At 63.1% G+C, this 19339-nt stretch carries 16 protein-coding genes and 3 pseudogenes; 17 read left to right on the top strand and 2 right to left on the bottom strand.

The annotated features are described in order from the left end of the window. The first annotated feature begins 39 nt into the window (after positions 1-39). The 7 genes from J7I89_RS20245 (at position 40) to J7I89_RS20275 (ending at position 6961) form a co-directional block, all read left to right on the top strand. Positions 40-1074 (top strand): substrate-binding domain-containing protein, encoded by a 1035-nt coding sequence (locus tag J7I89_RS20245; protein ID WP_214973948.1) that lies wholly within the window; start codon positions 40-42, stop codon positions 1072-1074. Positions 1075-1133: 59 nt separating this feature from the next. Continuing rightward, complete coding sequence (locus J7I89_RS20250) at positions 1134-2141, top strand: ABC transporter permease (protein WP_214973951.1); 1008 nt, start codon at positions 1134-1136, stop codon at positions 2139-2141. Between the two features lie 116 nt (positions 2142-2257). Continuing rightward, on the top strand, positions 2258-2929 hold the full coding sequence (locus J7I89_RS20255) for an ATP-binding cassette domain-containing protein (RefSeq protein WP_251045634.1): 672 nt from the start codon (positions 2258-2260) through the stop codon (positions 2927-2929). 9 nt (positions 2930-2938) lie between these two features. After that, the gene (locus J7I89_RS20260) at positions 2939-3964 is read left to right on the top strand and encodes an NAD(P)-dependent oxidoreductase (protein ID WP_214973957.1); all 1026 of its coding nucleotides are present in this window, start codon (positions 2939-2941) and stop codon (positions 3962-3964) included. 2 nt (positions 3965-3966) lie between these two features. Beyond that, entirely contained in the window at positions 3967-4914 is a 948-nt protein-coding gene (locus J7I89_RS20265) for a hypothetical protein (RefSeq protein WP_214973960.1), read from the top strand. A 292-nt stretch (positions 4915-5206) separates the two neighbouring features. Then, positions 5207-6367 (top strand): Gfo/Idh/MocA family protein, encoded by a 1161-nt coding sequence (locus J7I89_RS20270; RefSeq protein ID WP_214973964.1) that lies wholly within the window; start codon positions 5207-5209, stop codon positions 6365-6367. A gap of 258 nt (positions 6368-6625) precedes the next feature. After that, entirely contained in the window at positions 6626-6961 is a 336-nt protein-coding gene (locus tag J7I89_RS20275; protein ID WP_214973967.1) for a hypothetical protein, read from the top strand. 25 nt (positions 6962-6986) lie between these two features. Here J7I89_RS20275 and J7I89_RS20280 read toward each other — a convergent pair whose 3' ends face one another. Further along, positions 6987-7862 carry a helix-turn-helix domain-containing protein gene (locus tag J7I89_RS20280; protein WP_214973970.1) on the bottom strand — a complete coding sequence of 292 codons (876 nt, stop codon included), beginning with the start codon at positions 7860-7862 and terminating at the stop codon, positions 6987-6989. Between the two features lie 154 nt (positions 7863-8016). Here J7I89_RS20280 and J7I89_RS20285 point away from each other — a divergent pair, with 154 nt between their 5' ends. The 8 genes from J7I89_RS20285 to J7I89_RS20315 all read left to right on the top strand — a co-directional run bounded on the left by J7I89_RS20285 (position 8017) and on the right by J7I89_RS20315 (position 14707). Beyond that, the gene (locus J7I89_RS20285) at positions 8017-8859 is read left to right on the top strand and encodes an SDR family oxidoreductase (RefSeq protein ID WP_214973973.1); all 843 of its coding nucleotides are present in this window, start codon (positions 8017-8019) and stop codon (positions 8857-8859) included. Between the two features lie 80 nt (positions 8860-8939). Continuing rightward, positions 8940-10022 (top strand): NADH:flavin oxidoreductase, encoded by a 1083-nt coding sequence (locus J7I89_RS20290; RefSeq protein ID WP_214973976.1) that lies wholly within the window; start codon positions 8940-8942, stop codon positions 10020-10022. Positions 10023-10180: 158 nt separating this feature from the next. Further along, positions 10181-11161 carry an aldo/keto reductase gene (locus tag J7I89_RS20295; protein WP_214973979.1) on the top strand — a complete coding sequence of 327 codons (981 nt, stop codon included), beginning with the start codon at positions 10181-10183 and terminating at the stop codon, positions 11159-11161. A gap of 68 nt (positions 11162-11229) precedes the next feature. After that, on the top strand, positions 11230-11940 hold the full coding sequence (locus J7I89_RS20300) for an aldo/keto reductase (protein ID WP_308159982.1): 711 nt from the start codon (positions 11230-11232) through the stop codon (positions 11938-11940). Further along, the gene (locus J7I89_RS25845) at positions 11841-12284 is read left to right on the top strand and encodes an aldo/keto reductase (protein ID WP_308159984.1); all 444 of its coding nucleotides are present in this window, start codon (positions 11841-11843) and stop codon (positions 12282-12284) included. Before J7I89_RS20300 ends, J7I89_RS25845 begins: the two co-directional genes overlap by 100 nt. Before the next feature lie 42 nt (positions 12285-12326). Then, the gene (locus J7I89_RS20305) at positions 12327-12698 is read left to right on the top strand and encodes a DUF2255 family protein (protein WP_214973982.1); all 372 of its coding nucleotides are present in this window, start codon (positions 12327-12329) and stop codon (positions 12696-12698) included. A gap of 216 nt (positions 12699-12914) precedes the next feature. After that, complete coding sequence (locus J7I89_RS20310; RefSeq protein ID WP_214973985.1) at positions 12915-14180, top strand: MFS transporter; 1266 nt, start codon at positions 12915-12917, stop codon at positions 14178-14180. A 2-nt stretch (positions 14181-14182) separates the two neighbouring features. Further along, positions 14183-14707, top strand: a complete 525-nt coding sequence (locus J7I89_RS20315; protein ID WP_214973988.1) for a cyclophilin-like fold protein — start codon at positions 14183-14185, stop codon at positions 14705-14707. A gap of 7 nt (positions 14708-14714) precedes the next feature. Here J7I89_RS20315 and J7I89_RS20320 read toward each other — a convergent pair. Continuing rightward, a pseudogene (locus J7I89_RS20320) lies at positions 14715-15337 on the bottom strand (transposase); the annotation flags it as partial. Positions 15338-16547: 1210 nt separating this feature from the next. Between J7I89_RS20320 and J7I89_RS20325 the strand changes: the two are divergent. Then, positions 16548-18849 (top strand): annotated as a pseudogene (locus J7I89_RS20325) (SulP family inorganic anion transporter). Between the two features lie 143 nt (positions 18850-18992). Further along, positions 18993-19339, top strand: a pseudogene (locus J7I89_RS20330) (MFS transporter); the annotation flags it as partial.

Raw genomic sequence — 19339 nt, forward strand, 5'->3', positions numbered from 1 at the left:
TGTGTGGCAGGTCACACCATTCATTGAAAGGCACATACGATGAAGTATCGGCACCCGGCAGTCGTGTCCGCTGTAGGACTCCTCGCTCTTTCGCTCTCTGCCTGTTCGTCCGGAAACAGCACAGGGGGCTCCGCCCCCGGCTCGGGGGCCCCCGCCCAGCAGGCAAAGGTCGCCATGGTCCTCAAAACGACCAGCAACCAGTTCTGGGCCACCATGGAAAAGGGCGCCAAAGCTGCCGCAGGGGAGTCAAAGACATCCCTGACTGCCCAATCCGCAACCGCGGAAGGTGCAATCGAAGAGCAGACGGCCCTCCTTCAGAACCTGGCAGGGGGCGACTATTCCTGCTACGCCGTGGCCCCGATCAGCGGCACCAACCTGATCCAGCCGCTGTCCGCGATCCAGCAGGCCGGCCACACGATCATCAACCTTGATTCCCCGATCGATACCGCGGCCGCTGAAGCTGCGGGGGTCAACATCGCCTCCTTTATCGCGTCCAACAACCACGATGCCGGCCGCATGGCAGGGGAGAAGATGGCGAAACTGCTCGGCGGGAAGGGGTCCGTCGCTGTTGTAGGGGGCATCGCCGGCGATGCCAACAGCGCCGCCCGCACGGGGGGCTTCACCGACGCGGCCAAGGCGGGCGGCCTGACGATCGTCCAGGAAGTCGCCGCTAACTGGGACAGGCAATTGGCCCTTGACGCTGCCGACAACATTCTGCGGTCACATCCTGACCTCGGCGGTTTCTACACCGCCAACGACACCATGGCCCTCGGTGCCGTCCAAGCCAACCAGAACAACGGCACGAAAGCGTTCGTCATCGGAACCGACGGCAACGAAGATGCCCTGACATCAATTTCCCAGGGGAAGCTAACGGCCACCGTGTCCCAGTACCCGTCAGCGGTAGGGCGGCTGGGAGTGGACGCCTGCCGGGCCGCTGCTACCGGAGCCGCCCTCCCCAAGAAGGTCGACGCCCCGATCGCACTCGTTGAAGCGGCCAACGTCAAGGATGCCCTGGCCAAGTTTCCAGAGCCCTTCAAAGAGTACGCAAACCCGTTCAGCGCGCTTATCCGCTGATCACCTTCAATCCCGAGGCAGTGACCTAGCCGTGCCTCCCTTCGCTTTAGGAATCCATCATGTCCTCTGACATTTCCCCTCCGCAGGCCAAGCCAATAGGGCGACAGGCCGGCATTGCCAGCCGGCACGGCCTGACCAAGGAACAACTTGGAATGGGAGCGATAGCCAAATGGGCGCCCGTCCTTGCCCTGATCGTCCTCGTCATTGCAGGTCTGCTCGCCTCGCCTACCTTCCTCAGCCAGGGCAACGTACGCACGCTCCTGCTCTCGTCCACGATTTTGATGATTCTCGCTGTAGGCCAGACATTCGTCATTTCAACCGGTGGCATTGACCTGTCCATAGCTGCGGTCGCGCAATTCTCAGGCATCGTAATGGGCCTCACCTTCGCCGCCGGCGCCCCGATCGGCGTCAGCATCCTGGCCGCATTGGCGGCGGGTACAGCTGCTGGCGTCCTGAATGGTTTCATTGTGGCCAAGGGGCGGATCACGGACTTCATCGTCACCCTGGGAAGCTTCAGCATCCTTTCCGGACTCACGCTTCTCATCTCCAACGCCAAACCCCAGACTGTGAATTCTCCGCTCCTGACACGCATCAGCACAGGCGGTATCGGCATCCTCAGTTTCATGATTCTGATTGCAATCATCGTCGCGATCCTAGGCCGGGTGCTGTTATTCAATACCGCCTTTGGCACGCACGTTCTGGCCGTGGGAGGCAACAAAAAGGCAGCCGACGCCATGGGCATCAGTTTCACCAAGGTCAAAATCGGGGTCTACATGGTCAGCGGGTTTCTGGCGGCTGTTGGGGGCATTCTCCTCGCAGCACGGCTTGGCGCCGCCGAACCAACAGCCGGCTCGGCGTATCAGCTGACCTCCATAGCTTCTGTAGTCCTCGGCGGCGTGAGCCTCTTCGGCGGAAAGAGCAACATTATTGGGCCGCTTGTTGGCGCCGTGGTGCTCACCGGCGTGGTGAACCTCCTGAACATCACGGGAGTTCCTGTCTATTACCAGCCCGTCGCAGTGGGAGCCGTCGTTATCCTGGCTGCCTTCCTGCGCAGATATGAGAAGTGATGAAACAAACAGAGAGCGTCCCCTTCGCAGCCGTCCCAGCACCTGAGAACGCGCTTCTTCGCATCGAAGACCTCCAGCTGAGATTCGGTCCAGTAACCGCACTGGGCGGGGTCACAATGCATGCCCTGCCCGGGGAAATTACTGCGATCATCGGTGACAATGGCGCGGGCAAATCCAGCCTAACCAAGTGCATCCTCGGAGTATACGAGGCAACCTCAGGCTCGATTTACTTCAACGGAAAACCAGCAGAGGTCAAGACACCCCACGACGCCAAAGAGCTCGGCATCGAGGCCGTTTTCCAGGATCTTGCACTCTTCGATGACCTGACCCTGTGGCAGAACATGTTCATCAACCGGGAGCTAAAGAAGGGGATCGGCCCGTTCAGCATTTTGGACAAACGAGCAATGATCTCCCGGTCGGACGAACTTGTCCGCGGGCTCACCGTCAATGTTCCTGATGCCAAACGAACAGTGCGCAGCATGTCCGGCGGACAGCGCCAGGCAGTGGCGATCGCCCGGGCAGTCGCCTGGGGATCCGAACTTGTCATCATGGACGAGCCAACCGCTGCACTCGGAGTACGGGAAAGAACTGAAGTCGAGGACACGGTCATCGGCCTGCGCAATGAAGGACGCTCATTCATGTTGATCAGTCACAGCTTTGACCAGGTCATGCGGGTAGCGGACGCCGTGTGGGTCATGCGACAGGGTCGAGCAGTAGCTCACCGCCGCATTTCCGAAACCTCGGGCGAAGAACTCGTTGCGCTCGTCACCGGCGCTCAGACAACTTAGAGGACTCTTGTGGAAAATGTAACCAAACCCGTCGTCATCCTGAAGCCCGCGCCCCAGCTGCGCGACAGGATCTTCTCGACCGCTGCATTGAAGCGCCTCAACGACGCGTTCGAAGTCATTGACCTTGAGGCCAACCCCGACGCCCAGTTGTTCGACAAACACCTCCCGGAGGCCTTCGCCGTTGTCGGTCAGCCGGACCTGGATGCCGCAACCCTGGACCAGGCAAAAAACCTCAAGGCCATCGTGAACGTCGAAGGAAACTTCTTTCCCAACGTCGACTACGCGGCCGCTTTCTCCAACGGCGTCCGTGTTTTGGGCTGCGGAACCGCCTACTCGCAGGCCGTTGCGGAGTTCTCGCTCGGCATGGCACTGGACCTCGCGCGAGGCATATCCCGCGAAGACCGGGCCGCCAGGCGGAACGCGGAACGGTACGTGAGTGAAAGCAACACAGACGCCATACTGCTGCGCCGGGCAACCGTCGGAATCCTCGGCTACGGCAACCTCGGCAGGACCTTTCACTCATTGATCGGACCTTTTCACAACGAAGTGCTGGTCTACGACCCGTGGCTTCCTGATGCGGTGCTCCAAGATGCAGGAACCATCCCTGCGTCACTGGAAAGGACTCTCCGAGAGAGCCAGTTCATCTTTGTCTTCGCAACAGCAACGGCGGCGAGCGAGCATCTGCTCAATGCTGCTGCCCTTGATCTTATCCGCGATGACGCCCGCATAATCCTGGTCAGCCGGGCAAACGTAGTGGACTACGACGCTCTCCTTGAACGGCTCGCGGCGGGCAGGTTCTACGCGGGAATAGACGTGTGGCCAGTGGAACCGCTTCCCTCCGACAGCCCATTCCGGAGTCTTGAAAACGTCCTGCTTTCCCCGCACCGTGCGGGAGGAATCCCCGAAGCCTTCCACTCCATTGGCGACATGGTGAATGACGATCTGGAATTGATGGCAGCGGGCCTTGCTCCGGTACGCCTGCAGTCAGCGGCACCTGAACTCGTCACTCGCTACCGCAACAAGCCCGTCAGCTAACCATGGCACGGGAGCTGGTGCTCGAGGATGACTTCCTCCGCGCGGTCTGCTACCCCGAGCACGGATTTACTATCGGCTCGGTGACCGACAAGGGCCACAACGTCGAGTTGCTATGGACACCCTCGGGTTCGGTCTTCGAGCCACTGACCACCAACCTTGGACCCGCCGGCCCGGCATCAAACGAGTTCTTTGACCGACACGTCCTGGCCGGCGGCTGGTTCGCTATGTTTCCCAACAGCGGGCCCGTAAGCTCTGACACCAGCCGATGGATGCACGGCGAAATCGCCCGCATCCCGTGGAATGTAGTGTCCGTTGCCGGTACGGAACTCGTTTGCAACGTGAAGACGCCTTCTTCAGGATTCCTCGTCACTCGAACGGTGAGCCTCAACAACGGCAAGATCACAGCGCACACCACTGCACTCAATGTGTCGGCGCACCCCATCGCGGTCACCTTTGGAGAGCATCCTTGTTTCCGACGGGGTCTTTTTGCCGGCGGAAGGATCGATGCGCCCATGAACAGCCCGGGGATCAGCGGTTCCCAGGGTGACCCGGAACACTCACAGCTCGCCCCGGGGGAGACGTTCCTCTGGCCAGCTGCACATTCCAAAAGCGGTGGACAGCTGGACCTGGCAGAAATTCCGGAGGAACCTGACGGCCGTCACAACCACGCCGTTCTTGCCCCGACTGATGGACAGGTGGTCCTTACCTCCCCATCCGGTCCACGGGTGAAGGTCTCATGGAATACCGCTCAGATGGAATACGTACTCCTTTGGCAGCACTACCAACCGCAAGGAAGCCCATGGAATGGAGACGTGCTGGCCATAGAACCGACATCGACACCTGCGAGAACATGGGAAGAATCCAAGGCCCAAGAGACCACCAATACGGTCCGCCCCGGCCAGTCTGCCGCGTTTGAATGCTGCCTTGAAATTCTCCGCGATCCAGACTGATCCTGTGTGTGCGCAGGTCCCGCTCGCGTTGAGCTGGAAGCGCGCCCGTACGCCTGGCCTACAGTTGCGCCGGCTAAGGGCAAGCGGCCTTCCGCTGAAGTCAGATTCCGCGGGAGCGGGAAAGAATGGCCGTTTGGCCAGCCGGGATCCTTCCGCGTACGTATTCCGGGCCCGGCTATCTCACCTTAAACTCTTATCCGCCTGATCCAGGCACCGACATCGACGTCGACAGACGATCCCCGTAACCCCCTCTTTGAGGAGCCGGGTTGCTCAACACCTTAGGAACGACAAAATGAACTCCGAAGAAATTAATGGGGGTACCCGCCCTCTCGGTGTGGCAATGATCGGCTACGCGTTTATGGGCAAGGCCCACTCGAATGCGTGGCGGAACGTCGCCAGCTTTTTCGACGTCACGCCCTTTGAGCAGAAAGTCCTGGTGGGGAGGGACGCGGGCGAGGTCGCAGCTGCCGCGGCCGCATACGGGTGGGGGGAGTCCGCGACGGACTGGCGCACGGTGATCGTCCGGGACGACATCGACATCGTCGACATCTGCGCCCCCGGCTGGCTCCATGCCGAGATCGCCATCGCTGCCCTGGCGGCGGGTAAGCACGTCCTCGTGGAAAAGCCCCTGGCTAACACCCTGGCCGAAGCCGAAGCCATGACCGAAGCAGCACAGGCGGCGCGGGAACAGGGGGTGCAGTCGATGATCGGCTTCAACTACCGTCGCGTCCCCGCCCTCGCCCTCGCCCGGGAGCTCATCGCGGATGGCAGACTCGGTACTCTCCGGCATGTCAGGGCGTGCTATCTGCAGGACTGGCTTGCTGATGAGGCAGCACCAATGAGCTGGCGTCTGCGCGCCGAAACGGCGGGCACCGGCTCGCTGGGGGACATCGCATCCCACGCCATCGACCAGATCCAAAGCCTCACCGGACAAAGCGTTACAGAGGCTACCGGAGTACTTCGGACGTTCGTTACGCAGCGGCCGGGCCCGGACGGCCCCGAAGAGGTCACGGTCGATGACGCGGTCTGGGCGACTTTGGGCCTTACCGGTGGCGTTGGGGCATCGGTGGAGGCGTCGCGCGTCGCGACGGGCAGGAAGAACAGCCTCCAAATCGAAATTTACGGCACTCTCGGAGCCCTGACCTTTGATCTGGAATGCATCAACGAGCTTCGCTTTCTCGATGCCACGTCCCTGGTTCGTGAGCAGGGATTCCGGAGGATCCTCGTCACTGAGCCCGAACATCCCTACCTGAGCGCCTGGTGGCCGCAGGGGCACGTTATTGGCTGGGAACATACGTTCACCCACCAGATCCGCGACTTCCTCACCGCAATCAGCGCGGGCACCGCCCCGTCACCATCCTTCGAAGAAGGCCTGCAAATTCAGTGCGTACTGGCCGCAGTGGAGGAATCCGCAAAAAACAGGAGCACCATCACTACCGTTCAGTCCGGATGAATCCAGCAGCCACGCAATGTTCAGCAGTGCGCCAAACCTGCCTGCCCGTCTCTTAGCCGAGTGCCGCCCGACCTTTGGAGTTCCCACCGCCTGGCCCTGAGACCCGGGACTCCACGGGTTTGCATGGTAGCGGACGCCCGGTCTGCACTGAGCGGAAGAATTCGTCTGGAGGGCTTCTGTGGTGCGGACTGAGGGTGTGTTCGTGCCGTAGCAGTCGTTCCAGAATGCGGTCGGTTGTTGCTTCGATGCTTCCCTGGTTTGTCACCGATCCCCCGGGTTCGTGCCGAGTCTGACGACGCCGTCGCCACAGGTTACGCCGCGAAAGTCTCCATCCACCCGGCGCAAATGCCGGTCATCCGCGAGTCCTTCACCCCCGGTCCGGCCGAGGTGGAGCGGGCCCAACGGATGCTCACCGCAGCCCAACAGTCCGACCGCGGGGTGTTCACCTTTGAAGGAGCAATGGAGGACGAACCCGTCCTCCGGCACGCCCGCAAGACGCTCGCACGCGCCGGGCTCGCCTTCCACGTCCACCTCGGCCTAACTCTTAGCTGTACTCAGTCAGTGGGTTGGTTGTACCTGCTGCTGGCTGGTTGAAGTGCGGTGGCTCGTTGTGCGCTTGCTACCTTTCGAGCCTGATCTGATCCGGGACGCCCGCCGCCAGGCTCCCGAGCAGGCGCAGAGCATGGTCAGAGGCGGATCCTGGTTCGGCTGTGAATCCAACGAATTGGAGGCCCGGGTCGGTCATGAGCTGCATGGCCTCGTAGCCAAGGTCGAGGTCGCCCACGTCGGGGTGGTGGAAGAGCTTGTTGCCGGCGAGGTGAATCCGCACATCGTGGGCCTCCCAGAGCGCTGCGAACTCGCTGCTGCCGTTTGAGAGTTCCTCGATGAGGCTGCGGAGGGAGCGATCTGCGGGCACGCGCCCTGATTCAGCGCGGAGCAGGGCGACGATTTGTTCGGCCGAGTCGTTCCAGTGGCGGTAGGCGGTCTTGCCGCGGGGGTCCAGGAAGAGGAAACGGGCGAAGTTCACGGGCTCATGAGGCTGCACAAACATCTCAGAGAAGAGCGCACGCCCGAGCGTGTTGGTAGCAACGACGTCCATCCGCCCGTTCTGTACGATCGCGGGAAACGTCATGGCGTCCAGGAGCTGCCGGGTACCGGGCCGGATCTGCAGGGTGCGGGAAGCGGGCTTTCGTTGTGGCGTCCTCGATCCCTGGTTTGCGGCTCGGACGAGGTCGTACAAGTGGGCGTGCTCGGCATCGTCGAGCTTGAGCGCGCGGCTGATGCCATCGAGGATGGCGTCCGAGATACCGGATGCGTTGCCCCGTTCAAGGCGCACGTAGTACTCGACACTCATTCCGGCGAGCAGCGCGACTTCTTCGCGGCGGAGCCCCGGGACGCGGCGGCGGCCTCCGAAGTCGGGCAGTCCGGCGTCGGCGGGGGTCAGCCGCGACCGGCGCGTAATAAGGAACTCGCGGATGTTGGCGGCGGTGGTCATGCTTCAAATCTACGTCAGGAACCAACCCTGAGGGGGGCCCGCTTATTAACCCTATAGAGCGGGTCTGCCTCCGGCCCGCGGGTTCTCCTTTACTGGAAATGACACGTCAACGGACAGGCACAAGCCGATCCGCACAACAGGAGGACACACAGTCATGGCAGAAAAGAACGTTTGGTTCATCACCGGAGCAAGCCGCGGGATGGGCATCGACATCGCCCAGGCCGCCCTCGCCGCCGGGCACTCCGTCGTCGCCACCGGCCGCGACGCGTCACGGGTCGCGAGAGCAATCGGAGAGCATAAGAACCTGCTCAGTGTCGGGCTCGACGTCACCGACGCAGCCGCGGCAGAAGCCGCCGTCACGACCGCGGTCGAGCGCTTCGGCCGCATTGACGTTCTCGTCAACAATGCGGGCAACTTCTACGCCGGCTTCTTTGAGACGGTCAGCCCCGAACAGTTCCGGGCGCAGATGGAGACGAACTTCTTCGGGCCCTTGAACGTGACCCGCGCCGTCCTGCCGGTCATGCGCGGCCAGCGCTCAGGCCAGATCCTCACGGTGACTTCGACCGCGGGCTTTGTCGGCGGTTCGTTCTCCTCGGCCTACGCAGCGTCGAAGTTCGCCCTCGAAGGCTGGATGGAGTCGCTGAGCGTGGAGGTTGCGCCGTTCGGCATTGAAGCGATGGCCGTCGAGCCCGGTTTCTTCCGTACCGAGCTGCTGGTCGAGGGCTCGTCGACGATCTGGCCGGAATTGAAGATCGAGGACTACGCCGAGGAAACAGCTTCCACCATCGCGTTCTGGAAGAGCATGAACGGCCAGCAGGGCGGTGACCCGGCGAAACTGGCCGCGGCACTCGTCACTCTCTCCGACGGCGGCAGTCTGCCCGCACGTTTCGTCGCGGGTGCCGACGCCATGGACGCCATCGAGCAGAAGCAAGCCGCAGTCCAGCAACAAATCGAAGCGAACCGCGAGCTCTCCGCGTCACTGACCTTCGACGCCTAACCGGGCACATAACCTTCCGCGCTCATTGACGGGGCGCATGCACCAGTAATTTCTATCTTTCTCCAATTAAGGAAAATCCCTTGCCACATCTGACCGATCCGTTGACTCTCGCCACCGGTTCCGTGCTCGAGAACCGCTTCGCTCTCGCCCCACTCACAAACCAGCAGAGCAACGAAGACGGCACAGCGTCCGAGCACGATCTGCACTGGTTTGAGCAACTCGCCTCTGGCGGGTACTCGATGCTCACCACCGCCGCTGCCAACGTGCAGTCCAACGGCAAGTCGTTCACCGGCCAGCTTGGTATCCACGACGACCGCCACATCCCCGGCCTCTCAGCCATGGCAGAAATCGCGCACCGCCACGGAGCACTCGCATCGGTCCAGCTGCACCACGGGGGCGCGTTTGCGCGTCAGGACCTGATCGGATCCGAGCCGCTCGTTGGGCCCTCCGATGACGAGAGCTCTGGTGCCCGGGCGCTGACCCTTCTCGAAGTCGAACAGCTCCACGACGATTTCATCGCAGCAGCCGCGCGAGCCCAACGGGCCGGCTTCGACGGCATCGAACTTCACGGAGCCTTCGGCTTCATCCTGTCGGCGTTCCTGTCCCCGGAGACTAATCGCCGCACCGATCACTACGGCGGAAACCCCAGCGGACGCTCACGCCTGCTCGAGGAGATCATCCAGGGAATCAGGGCGACCTGCGGCCCTGACTTCCACATCGGACTGCGGCTCGCACTCAGCGGCCAGGACCCTCACCTGCCCGAACTTCGGGACATGGTCGCCGTCTTCCTGGAACGCGGCCTGGTCGACTACCTCGATCTGGTCGTTCGCAGCCTCGACACCCGGGTTGAGGTCGGCCTCCACACCGGCGAAGTGCTCGTCGATCTCTTCACAGATCTCCCCAGAGGAACAACCCGGGTGGGAGTCTCTGGCGACGTCATGAGCGCCGTGGGCGCCCAACGCGCCCTCGATCAAGGAAGCGATTTCGTCTTTGTGGCCAGCGGAGCTGTCGTACACCACGACTTCCCACAGCGGGCCCTGGCGGACCAGGCCTATGAAACCCCCCGCCCACCGCTCCCGGCTTCGTTCTTCCGCGACCAGGGACGAAGCCCCGCCTTCATCGAATACCTCGAAGGATCCCTGGGCTTCGTCGCGACGCGTTAGCCGGCGCCGGAGCAGGCCGACGCGGGGAGCGTCAGATCCGGCCCTGTGCCAAGAAACCGGTCCCTGGCGGTGACCCGCCTTCGCCGATCCTCCAAGGCCCGCGCTGTGGGCCATTCCCACGTCCCAAACCTGAGAACCTTACCGAAAGGAAACACAACATGAAGAACTCACGCCTTGGAGGCCTGGAAGTCTCCCGCATCGGACTTGGTGCCATGACCATGGCCGGCACTTACACCAGCGAAGGTGCCCTGGATAACACCGAATCGATCCGCACCATCCACCGCGCCCTCGAGCTCGGCGTCACTCACATCGACACTGCTGAGATTTACGGGCCGTTCCTCAGCGAGGAAATCGTCGGCCAGGCAATCAGGGGACGCCGCGACCAGGTCAAGATCGCAACGAAATTCGGGCTCGTCTCCCACAAGGGCGGCGGTCCCGGCGTGATCGACAGCAGTGCGGCGAACGTGAAGGCTGCCGTGGAGGGATCCCTGCAGCGCCTGGGCACCGACCACATCGACCTGTACTACCAGCACCGGGTTGACCGGAACACCCCCATCGAGGAAACCGCCGGAGCCGTTGCGGACCTGATCGCCGAGGGTAAGGTGCTGCACTTCGGCCTGTCCGAGGCCTCCCCGGCCACGATCCGCCGCGCACACGCCGTGCAGCCCGTGACCGCGCTGCAGACCGAGTACTCCCTCTGGACCCGCGACGTCGAAGACGAGATCCTGCCGCTGCTGCGTGAACTTGGCATCGGCTTCGTCCCCTACTCCCCGCTCGGACATGGCTTGCTCACCGGGCAGATCCGCACGGTGGAGGACTTCGCCGATGATGACTGGCGGAAAACCAACCCGCGCTTCACGGGTGAAAACTTCGTCCGGAACCTGCACATCGTCGACGAAGTCCAGAGCATCGGCGCGGAGATTGGTGCCACCCCAGCCCAGACCGCGCTGGCCTGGTTGCTGACCCGCGGTAACGACATCGCCCCGATTCCCGGCACACGCCGTGTGTCACGGGTGGAGGAAAACACAGCAGCCGATTCCATCGAACTCACCACCGACCAGCTCGAACGCCTCAACTCGCTCCAGCCCGCGGCAGGGGCACGGCACGACGACGCCAACATGGTTTCCATCGATCGCTGATCCTCAACCCACCGGCGACCCTCCACTGACCCTCCACTGATTTTCGCTCCCGATTGGAGTATTCCGACATGAAGTACCGCACCCTTGCCGGCACCGGCATCAGCGTCTCGAACCTTTCCTTGGGCACCATGGGCTTCGGCAGCGAGACAGCCGAAAGCGACGCGTTCGTGATTCTGGACCGGTTCATTGAAGCCGGCGGCAACCTGGTCGACACCGCCAACGTCTACGGAGTAGGCGCCGCCGAGGAAGTCCTGGGGCGCTGGTTCGCAAGCCGCCCTGCGGAGGTCACCGACCGGGTTGTCCTGGCGACGAAGGCCCGCTTCGGAACAGGGCCGGACACCAACGAAGCCGGCTCATCCCGCCGGAACCTGAGCCGGGCACTGGACGCCTCACTACGCAGGCTCGGCCGCGAGAACGTCGACCTGTACCAACTGCACGGATGGGACCCCCTGACACCTATCGAGGAAACTCTGGGCTTCCTCAACGAAGCCGTGAGTGCCGGCAAGATCCATTACATCGGTCTGTCCAACTTCACCGGCTGGCAGATGCAACTCACGCTCGACACCGCCAAGGCCATGGGCCTGCAGGTGCCAGTCACCCTGCAACCGCAGTACAGCCTCGTCTCACGCGAGATCGAGTTCGAGATCGTCCCTCGGCCCTTCACAACAACATCGGTCTGCTGCCGTGGTCCCCGCTCGCTGGCGGATTCCTCAGCGGTAAGTACATCAAGGACGAGAAGGCTGGAAGCGACACCCGGGCCGGGTCCGGTAACCCGATGAACGACTACATCTTCGGGGATCTCGCCGCGAAGGACCAGAACTGGGACACCCTTGACGTCGTCCGGGACATTGCCGAGTCCACGGGAGCGACCCCTGCCCAGGTAGCACTGAGCTGGGTCGCGAACCGTCCCGGCGTTGTAGCCCCCATCATGGGAGCGAGGACCCTGGACCAGCTCGAGCAGAACCTCACGGCAGGGGATCTTGTATTGGATGCCGAAGCCACCACACGCCTCGATGAGGTCGGCGCCCCCACAACGAATGACTACCCCTACGGGCCCTTCGGTGAGAAGCAACGCGGACGCTATGTCCACTCCAGCGACCAGGCCATCAGCGAACTCTTCTAACCCCCGTCGGCGCCCCTGCCATACCTGAAAGGACACAACGAAATGACTGACTGGTCCACTGAGCAGCTCGCGGCCATCGAAGGCAACGCCGACCTGTTCGTCTCCCCGTACCGGGAGGACGGCACTACCTACGGCACCCCGACCCAGACCTGGGCCCTTGTCATTGACGGCCGAGTCTACGTACGGGCAGCTAGCGGGGAATCCTCCCGCTGGTACCAGGCGGCAGTCACTCAGAGGGCCGGCCGCGTCCGTGTCGGAGGAGCCTACTGGGAGGTGACTTTCGAACCGGCCGGAACGGATGACGAAGCAGCTATCGACGCCGCCTATGAAGCCAAATACCCGGGCAGCACGGCGGTGCCGATTATGCAGGGCGAGGGCCCGAAAACCGCCTCCGTTCGTATCTCGCCACGGTGAGAGCCACTGCGGCCGCACCCGTTGGAGGGCGCATCGCCTGGGAATTTCCAGCACGCCGGCGCAACCATCCACACAGGCACCAAACGCGGGCTGACAGCTAACCAACAACGATAGCCAGCACAAATAGAAGGGGCGCGGATGCCCTATCCGCGCCCCTTCTGCGTCCCCTTCCGGACTGCCCGCCGCCCATTCTTCTCCCAAGGAAACAGGAAGACCATGACCAATATTGCCCCGCCCCTCACCGCACGGGCCGCTCCGCCGATGGAACCGGCTGCGCCCACAGGCTTTCCGTGGGTGCCGATCCTCGTTCTCGGGTTCGCCTGGTTCCTCGCCGTCGCCATCGAACTCAGTCCTGCCGGGCTGCTCGGTGGCATCGCGGCCGACTTGAACATCAGCACTGCGGCCGCCGGGACGCTCACTACGGCCTATGCACTCGGGAACGCGATCCTGGTACTCCCGCTGACGGCGCTGGCCCTGCGCTTCTCGCGGCGGAGTGCACTTAACGCCGTCATGGCCGCTTTCGTCGCGAGCAACGTGATCGTCGCCGTGGCACCGACCCTGGTCCTCGCCGACGCGGGCCGGTTCATGGGCGGCGCCTGCTACGCGTTGATCTGCACTCTCTTCCCGGCAGTCGCCGTTCGCATCGCCGGGCCGCGGCACGCCGGGAAGGCGATCACCGTCGTCTTCGCCGCCACCAGCCTGGGCATTGCACTCGGTGCGCCCCTGGCGTCGTTGGCAGGAAACGCATTCGGTTGGCGTGTCACGTTCGCCGCTGCAGCCGCGCTTGCCCTGATCGCCGGCGTACTGATGTCCTTCATCGTTCCCGCCGTGCGGGAACGCCAGGACAAAGGCCTGTCGTTGATACAGACAGCCCGTCTGCCCGGAGTGCTGCGTGTCGCGACCGGGTGGGCGCTGGTCATGCTCGCCCACTTTGTCGTCCTCACCTATATCGAGGCCTACCTCGAGGACTTCGGCGCTCCGACGTACATCACCAGCGTCATCCTGTTCCTGATCGGCGCCAGCGGACTCGTCGGCACGATCCTGATCGGCCGGCTCTCCTCCCGCTCAGTGTTCGCCGCCCTCCTGGCCGCACCCCTCACCGTCGCCGCCGGGTTCGCCGTGCTGTTCCTCAGCGGCGGGAACCTGCTCGTCGTTCTCATCGCCGTCGCTGTCTGGGGGGTCGGCATCGCGGCCGCAGTCGTCGTCTACCAACAAGCCATCCTGCTTACCGGACGCCGGGCACCCGAAACGGCAACCAGCATCGGCGTGCTCCTCGCCCAGGCCGGCTTCGCCGCCGGCGCGACCGTCGGAGGCGTCACCCTCGACTCCTTCGGCGTCGCCACCATCCCCCTGGCCGCCCTCGCCTTCGTCGTCGGATCGATCATCATCGCCACGACACTTCGAAATACCATCCGCAACGCGACCCCACAAGCCCCTGGCGCAGAAACCGCACTACCTCAGACACCCCCGAAAAAGGACTGACCATGAAAAAAGCAATAACACTGATGATCGCAACGGCCACGGTTCTCGCCCTAGCCGCTTGTTCCCCCGCATCATCATCGACGCCGACCGCATCGCCCAAGTCCGCATCCCCATCCACCACAACTATCCCGTCGAACGCCGCCGAGTCATCGGCCCCAGCCCAAGCGCCAACGGGCGGCACGCCGATCACCGTCACCGCCGGAGATGTGGTCATGACCGCGACCCTCAACGACAGCCAAGTCGCCCAAGACTTCGCCGACACGCTTCCGGTCACACTGCCCTGGTTCCGCAACGCCGGCATCGAGTACATCACCGAACTCTCCGCCCCCATGACAGAAACCGGACCGTTCTACACGGACGTACAGCCCGGAGACATCGTCTACTACAACCCCCTCGACAGCATCACCATCATCTACGAGGAAACCAGTTCAGTTCCTACCCTCACAAAAATGGGAGAGATCACCTCGGACCTGAGCGTATTCGCTGACCTCCCCAACGATGTAGACATGCGCATCGAGCTCGGCTGAGCGTCTGTCAATTTTCGGTGTAGCTGGGGTTGTCTTTTCTAGCTCCTGCCGGCGGTAAGCGTCCGTCGAAGGTGACACCGAAGGCGTGAGTGCGGCCTTCCAGCGGTTGCTCCAGCGTTTACGGCCCTTGCCCGTGGGATCGAGGCTCATGATCGCCAAGTAGACGCACTTCAGCGCTGCCTGCTCAGTGGGGAAGTGACCGCGGGCGTTCACCGCTCGGCGGAGCCGGGCGGTGATGCTCTCGATCGTCGTGCAGATCACGGTGCGGATCTCGTTGTCGAACTGCAAGAAGGGCACGAACTCGGCCCACGCGTTGGGCCAAAGCCCGATGATGGCCGGGTAACGCTTCTCCCACTTGCCGGAGAACTCCGCGAACCGGTCCAGCGCGCCCGCCTCGCTCGGTGCGGTGTAGACGGGCTTGAGGTCCTTGGAGATCTGCGACCAGTCGTTCTTCGAGGCATAGCGGAAGCTGTTGCGTAGGAGGTGCACGATGCAGGTCTGCACGACGGTCTGCGGCCACACCGCCGCGACCGCGTCCGGCAGCCCCTTCAGCCCGTCGCAGACCACGATGCAGCAGCCGGCCACGCCGCGGTTCTTGATCTCGGTCAGCACCCACAGCCAATACTTGGCGATGACCCAGGAAGGCAGGCGTATATGATCCGACAATTTCCTTGATAGCACCGATGATCATGGGTCCGGTGAACCCGCTCAGGTTGCCGACGGAGTAATCAGGCCAATACCGGTCGCGGCACCTACACCGGTCAATAGCTGGGAAGGAACTGACCAGAAGAGAGCTAACGACCCGGCTGCAACTGCAGGCTAAGAGTAAAACGTCTTCTAGGAGCAGTCCCCTGCCTGTTCTTAACCACATAATGGAATTCCGTCAACGAGATGGCGGACAGGGGAGTGGCCCCCAGAGTAAACCGTTGGCTCCGCCGACAGCGAGGGAGGGAACGCTGAACTTGGCAATGCGTGCCTCGTTGTCCCTTACGTCCTGGCCAACCATGCGGTAGTAGGCGACGCCTGCCCGCAATGCATCGGGCGTTGTGTTCGTCCACAAGTATTCCTCGACTGCGTCGGGGGTGATGCTGTCCGGCGGTGGCCGTAGTTGAGGAAGAACCAGCCGAAATATTGGTGCTCGCGGCCTTCGATAAGCGCCGGGACGTAGAGAACGTGGCCTCCCGCAGCCTCGGGAACGCGTCCGTGCGGACCACCCCGACCCGCCAAGGACGATATTCTTCAACTGGCGCCGAACGGCTCCCCCCAGGGGGCACGGGGTGATGACAACCGCAATCCCCGCCCTCGGTTATCTCTTTGCGCTGTTGCTGGCGAGCAGCCGGACGCGATCACGGCCGTCGGTGGTGGCATCGCATTGATCGGAGTGCTGCTACACCGCTTCCCGGCTGATGCCGTAGTCGCTGGCGAGGCCGGATTGGGAGCTCCACAGAAGTATCCGTTAATAAAAAATCTTTTATAGGCGGTCGTACTTTTCTATAGACGTTCCTCCGACGCCCACGCCACGGAGAGAAGACGTAGATAACCCTAGTGCGGCCAATGGCTCAAGCTGCAAAATCAAATGCGCGGCTGTCGGATACTGCGGGGTTCCATAGCCCGATGGCCCGACGAACGGTCACCGGACAATGCTACGAACTGCCCTGCGTGTGGAGTCGGAGTACGAAAGTCTCCCCAACGCGCACTGCCCCTGCAAAAGTTCCCTTTGGTCCCCAGAGACGGTCCATACTCGACACATTTGTCACGCGTGTCACATTTGCTTGTCACCGTACATGACACCTTTCCTAGGCTTAAGGGGTTCAGCGTTCCCGAGCCAAGGAAAAACTCCATGCCTCATTCATCAGGTTCCGCCACCGTCCCCAACGACGCCCACAGCCCGCCGGGCCGAAGACCCCAGAGAATGAAGAAACCAAGTTTCCTCAGCTCCCTCGGCGCCGACCTTCCCGCATCACTCGTGGTCTTCCTCGTCGCCCTCCCGCTCTCACTGGGCATCGCCGCAGCGTCGGGAGCACAAGTCATGGCTGGCCTTATCGCGGCGGCCGCCGGAGGCATTGTCGCGGGCAGCTTGGGCGGCTCCCCATTGCAGGTGAGCGGCCCAGCGGCCGGCCTGACCGTCGTCGTTGCCGGTCTGGTGGACGAGTTCGGCTGGCAGGTGACGTGTGCGATCACCGCTGCTGCCGGCGTCATGCAACTGCTACTGGGGGTCAGCCGCGTAGGGCGCGCCGCGCTGGCCGTGTCGCCCGTGGTGGTCAAGGCCATGCTGGCCGGCATTGGCATCACGATCATCCTGCAGCAGTTGCACGTTCTGCTGGGCAGCCACGCAGCCGGGTCCGCGGTTGAGAATCTAGCTGCCCTTCCAGCGGCCATCACCAACGTGGAGCTGCATTCCGCCCTGCTAGGCCTGGCTGTCGTGGCCATTCTTCTTGGCTGGAGGTACGTCCCGAGTACGGTGCGGAAGATTCCGGGCCCGCTTGCTGCCGTCGTCGCGGTCACCGCACTGTCCGTGGCGGTAGCCCCTGGCGTAGAGCGCATCAGCTTCAGCGGTTCACTGTTCGATGCCGTTGCCCTCCCCAGCCTGCCCGACGGCAACTGGCGTGCCGCGGCAATGGCAGTCATCACGGTGGCCCTGATCGCGAGTATCGAGTCCTGCTGTCCGCTGTTGCCGTGGACAAGATGCATGCCGGTGCCCGCACCGACCTCAACCGCGAGCTCGTCGGGCAAGGATCGGCCAACATGGTCTCTGGCATGCTCGGCGGCCTCCCGGTGACTGGCGTGATCGTGCGCAGCGCCACCAACGTTGAAGCCGGCGCCGTCAGCCGGGTGTCCGCCATCCTGCACGGCGTCTGGGTCTTGGTGTTCTCCGCCCTGTTCGCCGGCCTCATCCAGCTGATTCCGCTGGCCGTGCTGGCGGGGCTGCTGTTGGTTATCGGGGCAAGGCTCATCAACGTCGCCGACATCAGGACGAGCCTGCGCACCGGCGATCTCCTTGTCTACGTTGTCACCCTGGCCTGCCTTGTGTTCCTTAACCTGCTCGAAGGCGTGATCATCGGCCTCGCACTGGCTGCCATGTGCGTTTTGTGGCGCGTGCTGCGGGCGCAGATCCATGCACAGACGCCGTCTGCTGATTCGCTGCCCTGGCGCGTCACCATCGCCGGTTCCTGCAGCTTTTTCGCCCTGCCACGGCTCAACCGTATCCTCCATTCCGTGCCCGAGGGCCAGGACGTCGTAGTCGACCTCAACGCCGACTACCTCGATCACGCTTTCCGCGAGGCTCTGCTCGCCTGGCAGCAGCAGCACCGGAACACAGGCGCGACCGTGACTCTCGAGGAGCACGGCACCACGGCCTTCCGCGATGCCGCGGACAACACACCCCAGCGCCAGGACCCCCGCGAATTCCCGCTGCCGCCCCGCACATCCTGGCAGCCGTCACCTCTGGACAGCGCCAACCAGGCAGAGGACGACGACGGCGGGCGGCTGCCGCTGCGGTCAATCCTCCTGGGCATCGACAAATACCACCGGCGCTACGCGCACAAGGTTCGGCCGCTGGTACAGGATCTCACCGAGGGACAGAATCCGGACACACTGTTCGTCGCCTGCGTCGACTCCCGGGTTAACCCGAACCTCATCACCAGCAGCGGCCCCGGTGACCTGCTGACGCTCCGGAACATCGGCAACGTCGTGTGCAGCGACGGCCACGATGCCTCGATTGATTCGACGCTGTCTTTCGCGGTCAAGGGATTGTCCGTGGACTCTATCGTGGTCTGCGGCCACTCCAACTGCGGCGCCATGAAGGCCGTGCTGGCTGATGCCGAAGGTGCTTCGAATGCCGCACTGGGAGCGGGCTCGATGCTTGGTTGGAACACGCCCGGCCGAGCTACTGCGAACTCGTGGCCGGTCACCCCGTGGCTTTGGCCGCTGAAGCGGAAGGGTACAGCCACCTCGACCAACTCAGCATGGTCAACGTCGCCGTCCAACTCAGAAAGCTCGAAGAGCACCCGGTCACCGGTCCCGCCTTGGCTTCCGGACAGGTACAAGCCATCGGGCTGTTCTACGACATCCGCACGGCCCGCGTTGTCCTGGTGACTCCGGACGGCATCGAGCGGCTGGACCCGAGCATGGCCGTTCACTAACCGGCGGTGCTCCGCGACCCACTCTGACGCAGCGGTCTGCAGGACGGTCTAGGCTAGCGAATCCACAAGACCATGCGGAACATTTTCCGCGCGAAATTCTCCTCGTCGGCGGCTCCCTGACGCTCCTTTTCGCCTTCTTCTACATTGGCACCGCCTACCTCACCAGCTATGCCACCAGCCCCACGGGTATGCAGCTGAGCCGCGTGGAAGTACTGAGCACCGGCATCGTTGCCTCGCTGTTCGTCGCCGCCGCCACCCTGGCGTCCGGCGTTCTCTCGGACCGCTTCGGCCGCAAGAGGGTCATCGCCACCTCCTGCATCCTCGCAGTGCCCTGGTCCCTTATGTTGTTCCCGATCCTCAGTGCCAACACCGTTTTGGCTTTCGGTCTCGGGCTGACGGTCACCGTGGTGATCTTCGCTATCGCCTATGGCCCCACCGGGGCACTCCTTCCGGAGCTCTTTGAGGGCCTGTATCTCTTAAGTACCCCCTG

This window comes from Arthrobacter sp. ISL-5, assembly GCF_018613835.1.
GTDB lineage: Bacteria > Actinomycetota > Actinomycetes > Actinomycetales > Micrococcaceae > Arthrobacter.

Excerpts from the sequence above, each read along its gene's own strand:
- J7I89_RS20245 (WP_214973948.1), top strand. The coding sequence starts at position 40 with ATGAAGTATCGGCACCCGGCAGTCGTGTCCGCTGTAGGACTCCTCGCT.
- J7I89_RS20250 (WP_214973951.1), top strand. The coding sequence starts at position 1,134 with ATGTCCTCTGACATTTCCCCTCCGCAGGCCAAGCCAATAGGGCGACAG.
- J7I89_RS20255 (WP_251045634.1), top strand. The coding sequence starts at position 2,258 with ATGCATGCCCTGCCCGGGGAAATTACTGCGATCATCGGTGACAATGGC.
- J7I89_RS20265 (WP_214973960.1), top strand. The coding sequence starts at position 3,967 with ATGGCACGGGAGCTGGTGCTCGAGGATGACTTCCTCCGCGCGGTCTGC.
- J7I89_RS20270 (WP_214973964.1), top strand. The coding sequence starts at position 5,207 with ATGAACTCCGAAGAAATTAATGGGGGTACCCGCCCTCTCGGTGTGGCA.
- J7I89_RS20280 (WP_214973970.1), bottom strand. The coding sequence starts at position 7,862 with ATGACCACCGCCGCCAACATCCGCGAGTTCCTTATTACGCGCCGGTCG.
- J7I89_RS20285 (WP_214973973.1), top strand. The coding sequence starts at position 8,017 with ATGGCAGAAAAGAACGTTTGGTTCATCACCGGAGCAAGCCGCGGGATG.
- J7I89_RS20295 (WP_214973979.1), top strand. The coding sequence starts at position 10,181 with ATGAAGAACTCACGCCTTGGAGGCCTGGAAGTCTCCCGCATCGGACTT.
- J7I89_RS20300 (WP_308159982.1), top strand. The coding sequence starts at position 11,230 with ATGAAGTACCGCACCCTTGCCGGCACCGGCATCAGCGTCTCGAACCTT.
- J7I89_RS20305 (WP_214973982.1), top strand. The coding sequence starts at position 12,327 with ATGACTGACTGGTCCACTGAGCAGCTCGCGGCCATCGAAGGCAACGCC.
- J7I89_RS20310 (WP_214973985.1), top strand. The coding sequence starts at position 12,915 with ATGACCAATATTGCCCCGCCCCTCACCGCACGGGCCGCTCCGCCGATG.
- J7I89_RS20315 (WP_214973988.1), top strand. The coding sequence starts at position 14,183 with ATGAAAAAAGCAATAACACTGATGATCGCAACGGCCACGGTTCTCGCC.